Origin of the sequence: Sphingobium phenoxybenzoativorans (assembly GCF_001757355.1) — a bacterium.
Classification (GTDB): domain Bacteria; phylum Pseudomonadota; class Alphaproteobacteria; order Sphingomonadales; family Sphingomonadaceae; genus Sphingobium; species Sphingobium phenoxybenzoativorans.
In genome coordinates, this window is record NZ_MINO01000101.1 from 1 (window position 1) to 9,813 (window position 9,813).

The 9,813-nt window shown below is 66.1% G+C and carries 7 protein-coding genes; all 7 read left to right on the forward strand.

Going from position 1 to position 9,813, the window contains the following annotated elements; translation table 11 throughout:
• A partial coding sequence (locus BHQ40_RS22650) for an SDR family NAD(P)-dependent oxidoreductase (RefSeq protein WP_139139432.1) occupies positions 1 to 495 on the forward strand: 495 nt, incomplete at its 5' end.
• 115 nt (positions 496 to 610) lie between these two features.
• On the forward strand, positions 611 to 2,284 hold the full coding sequence (locus BHQ40_RS22655) for an FAD-dependent monooxygenase (protein ID WP_070158025.1): 1,674 nt from the start codon (positions 611 to 613) through the stop codon (positions 2,282 to 2,284).
• A 127-nt stretch (positions 2,285 to 2,411) separates the two neighbouring features.
• Positions 2,412 to 3,257 carry an IclR family transcriptional regulator gene (locus tag BHQ40_RS22660; protein ID WP_139139433.1) on the forward strand — a complete coding sequence of 282 codons (846 nt, stop codon included), beginning with the start codon at positions 2,412 to 2,414 and terminating at the stop codon, positions 3,255 to 3,257.
• A 287-nt stretch (positions 3,258 to 3,544) separates the two neighbouring features.
• Entirely contained in the window at positions 3,545 to 4,927 is a 1,383-nt protein-coding gene (locus BHQ40_RS22665; RefSeq protein WP_070158027.1) for a spinster family MFS transporter, read from the forward strand.
• Between the two features lie 162 nt (positions 4,928 to 5,089).
• Complete coding sequence (locus tag BHQ40_RS22670) at positions 5,090 to 7,327, forward strand: acetate--CoA ligase family protein (RefSeq protein ID WP_070158028.1); 2,238 nt, start codon at positions 5,090 to 5,092, stop codon at positions 7,325 to 7,327.
• Positions 7,327 to 8,538, forward strand: coding sequence for a CaiB/BaiF CoA transferase family protein (locus BHQ40_RS22675; RefSeq protein ID WP_070158029.1), 1,212 nt, complete (start codon positions 7,327 to 7,329; stop codon positions 8,536 to 8,538). The genes BHQ40_RS22670 and BHQ40_RS22675 overlap by 1 nt, the downstream gene beginning before the upstream one ends.
• Positions 8,538 to 9,813: CaiB/BaiF CoA transferase family protein (locus BHQ40_RS22680; RefSeq protein ID WP_139139434.1), on the forward strand; the 1,276-nt coding region annotated here is incomplete at its 3' end. The genes BHQ40_RS22675 and BHQ40_RS22680, both read left to right, overlap by 1 nt.

A 9,813-nucleotide genomic window follows, 5' to 3' on the forward strand; every position in this document is an offset into this window, starting at 1 on the left:
GACGAAGGAGCCGCGCCGGGTGGCCCTGCCCCGCCTCCCAGCCGGGTACCACTTTCTGCGCTTGAGCGAACATTCGCGACCAACCTCCTCGGGACGGTGCGCCTGACACAAGCCTTCCTGCCGCTGCTGCTGCGATCCGCGCAGCCGCGCATCGTCAATGTCTCGAGCAGGCTCGGATCGTTCGGGCATCAGACCGACCCGAGCTGGCCCGGACACAACGTCGGCAAGCTCGGCTATTCGAGCTCGAAGGCGGCGCTCAACATGTTGACGGTCCTGCTCGCGCACGAACTGCGCGACACGCCTGCCCAGGTGAACGCCGTCACGCCCGGCATCATCGCGACCGACCTCAATGGTGAGGGCGCCGAAACGCTTCGGAAACGCGCCGGCTTCGCCTCGCCCGAGAGCGGTGCGATCCTGGTCGCGGAGGTCGCGCTGGCCCCTGCAGGAGGGCCGAGCGGCAAATTCTTCGGGCCCGGCGGAGAGCTGCCGTGGTAAGGCTGCGCCCGATATGATGCCGCAGAACAGAATTTCTTTTTGCATTGCGGAACTGGTTTGATTATGACGCGGGAAAGTCGCCGTCGCATGGCGATGCATAACGAGGTTGGGTTCGATGGCTGATTTGCGCACGGGTATTCTCATCGTCGGCGGCGGGCCGGTCGGCCTCGGGCTGGCGCTGGACCTCGCCTGGCGCGGTCAGCCCAGCATGCTGGTGGAGCGCGACCCAAAGACGGCGCCGGTGCTTCTGGCCAAAGCCAACGGCCTGCACGAGCGCACGATCGAGACGTGCCGCCGTTGGGGCATCCTGAATAAAGTCATCGAACGGGGATTCCCCCAGGACCTCCCAGGGGACAGCGTCTACTGCACTTCGCTCACCGGACATTTCCTTGGTCGCAGCGTCATCCAATCGACGCTTGAGCGCCCCCAGCCTCCCCAGACGCCGGTCAAGCGCCAACGCTGCCCGCAATATGAGTTCGATCCCATTCTTGCCGAGGAGGTCCAGCGGAGAGGACTGACCGATATCCGCTACGGCCAGGAACTGATCGACTTCGAGGAAGACGAGACGGGCGTCACCGCTACGCTCAAGGCGCCGGAGATGGGCGACATCACCACGGTGCGCTGTAACTACATGGTGGCTTGCGATGGAGCGGGCAGCCTCGCGCGCCGCAAGCTCGGCATTCCGTTCGAAGGCCGCATGCTCGATTTTTCGGTCAGCGCGATGATCCGCATTCATGACCTGGGATCGATAAAGCCGATCGAGGATGGCGAGCGCTATATCCTCTTCGGGCCCGAGGGTGCCTGGGGAAGCATGGTCTGGGTCGATGGCGACAAGATCTGGCGGTTCTCGATCGTCGGCAACCAGGAGAAGATCCACCCGAGCCACTTCGATATCGAGCCGGAGATCCGCAGGGCCCTCGGCTCGGACGATGTCGCGTTCGACATCCTGCGCATCATGCCGTGGCGCCGCAGCCAGTGCGTTGCGGCCTCCTATCGCAAGGGCAGGGTCCTGCTGGCCGGAGATTCCGCCCACACGACCTCGCCGACCGGCGGCCACGGGATGAACACGGGACTCGCCGATGCCGTCGATCTTGCCTGGATGCTCGATGCCATCGAGTCGGGATGGGGAACCGACGGTCTGCTGACCGCCTACGATATAGAGCGCCGGCCGGTCGGCGTGCGCAATTCGGCCAGCGCCGCGCGCAATTATGGCAATTGGGTCGACCGCTCGGGATGCACCGACGTCCTCACCGAAGGTCCCGCCGGCGACGCATGCAGAAAGGCGCTCGGCGAACGGCTGCAGTCCTCGCTTCAGGAGGAGTGGTACACCCTGGGGGTCGAGCTGGGCTATCGCTACGAGAACTCGCCCATCATCGTTCCCGATGGCTCGCTACCGACCGCCGACGACCCGTCGGACTACGTTCAGACCGCGCGGCCCGGCCACCGGGCGCCGCATGCCTGGCTTGCCGACGGCCGCTCGACGCTCGACCTTTTCGGACAGGGATTTACCCTCCTCCGCTTCCGCGACACCGAGGCCGAGGCGGGCCAGCTGGTTCGCGCGGCCGAGGCGGTCGGGATGCCGCTCCAGCTGATCGACATCCGCGAAGACAGCGCGGCGCAAATCTATCAACGCGCGCTCGTTCTCGTTCGGCCCGACGGCCAGGTCGCCTGGCGAGGCGATACATTGCCGAGGGACTGCGCCTATCTCATTGACACGCTTCGCGGCGCACACATCCCTTCAGCCGTCGGCGCCAGCCGAGCCATGACGCTCGAGCCTTGCGGCGCGTAGCGGCGCTTGCGGAGGCCGTGACCGGATGCGGGCTCCAGCGTCGCGCGCGGGAGCTTTCGCGCGGCAGGCAAGAATGCCATAGTGGAGCGAGCGGGCTTTGCCGCGATCGGATATCGGGAGAGGCGCTGTGGCGAGAGATGCAGGTTCGACGTTGAGAGGCGACGACGGCGCCGGCAAATCCCTTCTCGAGGACGACAGTTTCTCGGGCCGCCAGTTCATCACCGCCCTCGCCCGCGGGCTCGATGTCATGGCCGCCTTTCGTATTGGCGATCCGCCGCTCAGCAACCAAGAGTTGGCCAAGCGCTGCGGCCTCCCCCGCCCGACGATCTCGCGCATCACTCACACTTTGACCGAGCTCGGCTATCTGACCTATCATGAGGGGTTCGGATGCTATGAAGTGGGCGGCGCCACACTCGCGCTGGGTCACATCGCGCGCGGCAGCTTCGAGCCGCTTGACTCGGCGCGCCAGGAGATGGACAAGTTGGCTGCCTTTAGCAATGCCAACGTCGGGATCGGCATTCGCGACCGTCTCGAGATGGCGTACCTCTTCGTGTGCAAGTCGCCGTCGGGCATCGGCCTGCGGTTCGAGACAGGATCGAAGGTCCCGATCGCCCAGACCGCCATGGGACGCGCCTACCTCGGTGCGAGTGCTCCGGCGGACCGGGACACCCTTCTGGCCCGCCTTGGCATGCGTTATCCGGACGAGGCGGACGCCATACGCCAGATCGCTGACGAAGCGGTCTTCCAGTTCGAACAAGTGGGTTTCTGCACATCGACTGGAAGCTGGCACGTCGATGTGCATGGCATCGCCGCCCCGATCCCTTTCTCGTTAAACGCCGATCCGCTCGTTCTAAACTGCGGCGCCCCGAAATCACTGATGTCCGAATCGTTCATGGTGGACGAAGTCGCCCCTCGGCTGATCGAAACCGCGCAATCGATTGGCAGAGCAATGCAAGCCAGCGCCGCTCGATAATCGGCAGACTAACAAGCCACCCGGCCTAACAAGGCCAGCCTGCGCAGGTTGCGATTGCAGCCAATCACGGGGAGTCGACTGGCCAAATAGGCTCGCCGCGCGGAGAGCCGATAGTGTATGCGACATATATCGCTGTGCAAAATTATAGTTCGCAAAGCGATTGCATTTCGGCACTCGTATGATACGAAACAGCCATACGGAAAGTGCGCGGGATGGAACCCGCGAGCCGCAACGGCGTCACCGAACGGCTCGGATAGCTGACACCGGACGCCAGGCTGGAGAGTGTAATGTCCGATCCGGAAGCTGTACGCGGCGATACCTCCCCGCTCGCCACCAAGGGCGCGGCGACGCGTTCTCGCGGCCACACTTTGGCGATGCTCGTCGCCATTTACACGATGAGCTTCGTCGACAGAAACATACTTTATGTCGTAGCGCCATCCGTCCAGACCGAGCTCGGCCTGAACGACATGGAACTCGGGCTGCTCAGCGGCCTCGCTTTTGCGTTCTTCTACGCCGTGATGGCGCTGCCGATCGCAAGACTGGCGGAGCGGCGGTCGCGCGTCGCGCTGATGGCTGGCGCCCTGCTGCTGTGGTCCGTAATGACCGCGCTGTGCGGCGCAGCGTCCAAATTCTGGCACCTGTTCGCGGCCCGCTTGGGCGTCGGCGTCGGCGAAGGCGCCTGCACCCCCTGCGCCCAGTCGATCATCTGCGATCTCTACCCTCCCGAAAAGCGAGCCACCGCGCTTTCGACTTACGCGATCGGCGTGCCCCTCGGCGTGATGATCGGCGGCATGGGCGGCGCGATCGTCGCGGATATGCTCGGCTGGCGCGGTGCGTTCGTCATGGCGGCGATCCCCGGCCTTATCCTCGCCGCGGTTTTCTGGCTCACCGTCCCCGAGCCGCGCCGCGGCGCCAATGAGGCGGCCAGGTATGTCGACGCAGCGGCGCCATCGTTGCGGGCGGTGGCAGCAAGGCTGTGGCAAAGCGCGAGCTTCCGCCACACCGCCCTGGGCTGCGCGGTAGCCTCGGTTCCAGGCAACGCACTGCAAATGTTCTTCATCGTCTATCTTGTTCGGGTCCACGGTCTCGATCTTCTGACCGCCGGCATCTCGTTCGGCCTCTTCGCCGGGGTGACGGGCGCGATCGGGATGTTCTGGGGAGGCCGCATCACCGACCTCTTCGCCAAGCGCGACGTGCGGGCCTATGGGCTTGTCCCGGCGATAACCTTCATATGCCTGCCGCCGCTCCTGGCGGCAGCGCTGACGCGCGATAGCTTGCTGGCGCTATCGCTCTTCATTCTGGTCCCGGCGACGACTTACGTCTTCAACATCGGGGCCAGCTATGCCGTGACCAACAATCTCGTCGAGCCGCGCATGCGCGCTACGACCAACGCGATCCTGCTACTTATCATCACGATCTTCGGTGCCGGGATCGGTCCTGCGCTGGTCGGCTGGGTGAGCGATCGCTTTGCCGCCGGATACTTCGGGCCAGGTTATGCGCTCCAGTGCATCGCATCAAGCAACGCCTCACCCCTGTCGCAATCGTGCGCCGCCGCCTCGGCCTACGGCATCAAGCTCGCGCTGATTGCGACGTCGGCGTTTTATTTCTGGAGCGCGGCGCATTATTTCCGGCTCTCGAGCAAGATCCGCCGCGAACTTCCCCAACCCTAGGATCTGCCCCCCGCCCGATCCGGAAGAGCGCGCCGCCCCGCACGCGCAAGTCGTGCGGGCATATTTTCTATTCCGCATGTCGAAACTTAGTTTCATAATATTGACAATCGGCAACGAGGGTCGTTAGGCAGGACGCATCTAGAATCGGGACAGGAAATGGAAATGGCCGGAACGGCGGCGAGCATCGATCTGGGGGCTGGTAGACAGCCAACGGCGTCACCGCCGAAGCGACCAAATCTGGGCGACTTCCTGGCTCCCCGGTCGATCGCCATCGTCGGCGCCAGCGCGGACCCCGCCACGATCCGCGGCAGATTGCTCGATTACCTGCTGCAGAGGAATTACGCCGGGGCGCTCTATCTCGTGAGCCCCAGCCAGCCCGAGATCCGCGGTCGCAAGACTTATCCCACCCTCGCCAGCATCGGCGAGCCGATCGATCTGGTGCTGATCGCGACCCGCGCCGATGTGACCTTGTCGATCGTCGAAGAATGCGCCCGCATCGGCGCCCGGTTCGCGATTTGTTACAGCTCCGGCTTCGCCGAGGCGGGCGAAGAGGGCGAGGCGGCGCAGCGCCGGCTTGGCGAGATCGCCGCAGAAACGGGACTGCGCATCTGCGGCCCCAACACCGCCGGATTCTTCAACGTGCGAGACGAGATCCCGGCGACGTTCGCGCGCAACGTCGACGAAAGCCGCGCCGCGATCGCAAGCGGGCGCACCGGCGCCGGAACCGTCACTGTCGTCGCCCAGAGCGGCGGCCTCGGCTATGCGATGAGCGATCGCTGCCGGGCCGAGCACGGGCTCGACGTCAATTTCGTGATCAGCACCGGCAACGAGGCTGACCTCGGCACGCTCGATTTCGTCGACCATGTCATCGAGGACGAAGGCACCAAGGCGATCCTCCTGCTGGTCGAGGCGCTGAAGGACACCGCGCGCCTGCCCGTGATCGCGGCGCACGCGCTCGCCGCCGGCAAGCCGATCATCGTCAGCAAGTTCGGCCGAACCGAAGCGGGCAGCCGCGCGATCAATTCGCACGCCGGCCGCCTGACCGGCTCCAGCGACGCTTATGACGCCGTCTTCGCGCGCTACGGCCTGCTCTCGACCGACGACGAGAATGAAATGGCCGACCTGGCCGCCGCCTTCTCGCTCTTCCCGCTGCCCCAGGGCAACCGGGTCGCGATCATGACGACCTCGGGGGGCGCGGGCGTCTGGATGGCCGACGCCTGCGAAGCCGCCGGGCTCGCCGTCCCGATCCTTGACGATGCGACGCAGGCCGAGCTTGCCAAATATGTCCCGAGCTATGGGGCGACGCACAATCCCGTCGATCTCACCGCGCAGGTGACGGTCAATCCGCTCGGCGGCGCAGCGGAAAGCCCGCTGGTCGCTTCGCTCGCGGCGCTCCACGACAGCGACGGCATCGACGCGGTCATCCTGATCGCCAACATGTCCGACGGCAATGTCCTGGCGCGCGAGCAGGCTGGGCTCTCGGCGCTCGCCGCGCGCCTGCGCAAGCCCGTCCTCCTCTATTCCCATGCGCCCGCCTCGCCCAAAAGCCTCCAGCTCGCGCAGGAGATCGGGCTCAGTGTGTTCGCCAGCACGCGGCGCGTTGCCCGCACCTTGGGCGCGATGGTGCGTTACGCCGAAACGCGCGGCAGAATCGCGGCAGCGACCCAGCCCGCGCCAGCGCCCGCACTCCCCGCCGCCGATGTCGCCGCGCTGGCCGGCGGGCTTTCCGAATACAAGGCAAAGGCCCTGCTCGCACGCCATGGCCTGCAGGGCGGAAGCGACGTGCTCGCGCACTCGGTGGACGACGCGGTCGCGGCAGCACGCGTCATCGCCGCGCCCGTCGCGCTCAAGATCCAGTCCGACGCGATCCAGCACAAGACCGAAGTCGGCGGCGTCGCCCTCGGGCTCGAAGGCGACGATGCGGTACGCGCCGCCTATGAGCAGATGATGGCATCGGTCACCGCGAAGCGGCCGGACGCCGCGCTCGACGGGATCCTCGTCCAGAAGATGTTGAAGCCGGGCACCGAGTTCGCGCTCGGCATCGTTCGCGATCCCGATTTCGGCGCGATGATGATGGCGGGTCTCGGCGGCGTCTATATCGAGGTTCTCAAGGACGTTATGATCGAGCCGCTGCCGGTGCGCCGCGACACCGCGCTCGCGATGCTCAAGCGCCTCCAGGCCTGGCCGGTGCTCGACGGCGCACGCGGCCGCGCGCCGCTCGATGTCGAGGCGCTGACCGCCGCGATGGAGCAATTGTCGCTGCTCGTCGAAGGTTCGGGCGACGCGGTCCGCGAGATCGATCTCAACCCGGTTTTCGTCTATCCCAAGGGCGAGGGCATCGCCATCGCCGACGCGCTCGTCGTCGGACGCGACGAGCCGTCGATCGAGGGAGCGCATTGATGAGCGGCCCCCTCGCCGGCGTCACGGTGCTCGAGCTCATCCAGAAGGGTCCAGGCGCATTCGTGACGATGATGCTCGCCGACATGGGCGCCGACGTCATCAAGATCGAAACGCCGTCACGCGCCAAGGAATCGGGCTCGGGCGGCTCGGCCAAGAGGGGGGATCCGGCGCAGCAGGTTGCCAACATCGGCAATCGCGGCAAGCGCAGCGTGGTCCTCGATCTCAAGCACGAAAAGGGGCGCGAGGCGCTGGCGAAGCTCGCCGCGAATGCCGATGTCCTGGTCGAGGGCTTCCGCCCCGGCGTCACCGCGCGGCTCGGCGCCGATTATGCCACGCTCTCGGCGCTGAACCCGCGGCTCGTCTATTGCTCGCTGAGCGGCTATGGCCAAGACGGACCCTATCGGGACCTTCCCGGTCACGACAATAACTTCATCGGTTTTGCCGGGATCCAAGACCTCATCGGCGCCGAAGGCGGCCCACCGATCGTTCCCCCCAATCTGATCGCCGATTTCGGGGGCGCCGCGATGCACGCCGTCGCCGGGATCAGCATGGCGCTGTTCGCGCGCGAGCGCACCGGCCGCGGCCAGCATGTCGATATCTCCTACCTCGACTGTGCGCTCTCTTTGCTGTCCTCGACCCGCCCGGTGCGCGACTATGTCAGCAGGGGCCGCGTTGCAGAGCGCGGGACCGGCGCGCTCGGGGGCAGCTTCGCCTATTACCGGCTGTATGAAACCGCGGGGGGCGGCTGGCTCAGCATCGGCTGCGTCGAACCCTGGCTCTGGGCAAACCTGTGCGCCGCGATCGGGCGCGAGGATCTTGCCGATGGCGGGCCGCGCCCTGAGGACTTCACGGGAACCCCAAGCGAGCGCCAACGCGAGGTCGGCGCCGAACTGGAGAAGATCTTCCGCAGCCGCCCCCGCGACGAATGGTTCGACCTTCTCGCCGCGGCGAACGTCTGCGTCGGCAAAGTCTATACGATAGCCGAGATCTTCGACGACCCGCAGCTCCACCACCGCGGCATGGTGAGCGAGGTGGAGCATCCTGAGCTCGGCACGGTCAAGCAGGTCGGAACCGCGATCAAGATGTCCGATACGCCAGGCAGCGTGCGCGGCTTCGCACCCTGGAAGGGCGAGCATAGCAACGCCGTGCTTCAATCCGCCGGATATGGCGAAGACGAGATCGCGGCCCTGCGCAACGAAGGAGTGATCTGATGGAGGCGTGCGCCGGCCTGAGGATCGTCGAAGCGAGCCGCGGCCTGGGGGCTGCGGCGCTGACGGGACAGTTATTTGCCGGCCTTGGAGCCAAGGTCGACCTGTTCGATTTCGCCCCTGCCGCCAGCAACGATCACCAACGCTACCTTCATTCGCTGCTCCATCGCGGAAAGGTCGAGACATCCGCCGCTGGTATCGAGGCGGCGGTCGAAGGTGCCGACACGGTTATCGTCGATCGCTCTATCGCCGAGTTGCCCGCGGTGCTGCGGGACCCGGCGCTGTTCGAGGCGCGCTGGCCGGACAAGATCCTGTGCGCGATCAGCCTTTATGGCGCCGGCAACGCCCGCTCGGACTGGACCGGTAACGAGCTCGTGACCGAAGCGGCGAGCGCGCTGATGGCGTGCAACGGCTATCCTGAGCGCCCGCCGGTCGCGAGCGGCCTTCCCTACGCGCTGCACACGAGCGCGCTTTTCGCCTTCGGCGCGGTGATGACCGCGCTCAGGGAGCGTGAGGGCTCCGGGCGCGGCCAGTCGATCGACCTCGCCCTGGTCGATTGCATCACCGCAATTCTCGGCAATTTCCTGCCGAGCTATTTCCTGAGCGGTAAAGAGCCGAAGCGGATCGGTAACCGGCACACTATCGCGGCACCCTGGAACCTTTACCCCGCCAGCGACGGCGCGGTCGTCATCTGCACGGGTACCGGCGGCACAGGCTGGTGGGCAAAGGTCATGGCGGTCATCGACCGCCCCGAGCTGACGGACGATCCGCGCTACGCCACCGAGGCCGACCGCGTCCGCAACGTCGAGGAAGTCGACGCGATCATGTCCGCGTGGACGAGCGAGCGGACGATGAAGGATATCGTCGAGCGGATGAACGCGCGCGCGATCCCCGCGGGCGAAATCAGCACGATCGAAATGGTGCTGGAAGATCCGCATTTTCGCGATCTGCGCGAGATGGTGATCGACCAGGCCGCGCCCGCCCCGCCGGCCATCGGCAATCCGCTCAAGGTCGGCGCGTGGGATGGGCCGAAAGCCAGTAACGCCGCCGCCCGGCGCCGCCAATCGGCGCAGCCTGGCCAAAGCCCCCTCGCCGGCATCCGCATCCTCGAATTCGCGTCCCGCACCAGCGTTCCGCTGGCGGGCCGCCTGATGCGGGATTTTGGCGCCGATGTCGTCAAGGTCGAGCCCGTCAAGGGCGACGCGCTGCGCGGCGCTGGCCAGCAGATCGCCGGGTCGAGCTATCTTTTCCACATCAACAATGCCGGCAAGCGCAGCG

Coding starts and splice junctions, on each gene's coding strand:
- BHQ40_RS22655 (WP_070158025.1), top strand. CDS start 611: ATGGCTGATTTGCGCACGGGTATTCTCATCGTCGGCGGCGGGCCGGTC.
- BHQ40_RS22665 (WP_070158027.1), top strand. CDS start 3,545: ATGTCCGATCCGGAAGCTGTACGCGGCGATACCTCCCCGCTCGCCACC.
- BHQ40_RS22670 (WP_070158028.1), top strand. CDS start 5,090: ATGGCCGGAACGGCGGCGAGCATCGATCTGGGGGCTGGTAGACAGCCA.
- BHQ40_RS22675 (WP_070158029.1), top strand. CDS start 7,327: ATGAGCGGCCCCCTCGCCGGCGTCACGGTGCTCGAGCTCATCCAGAAG.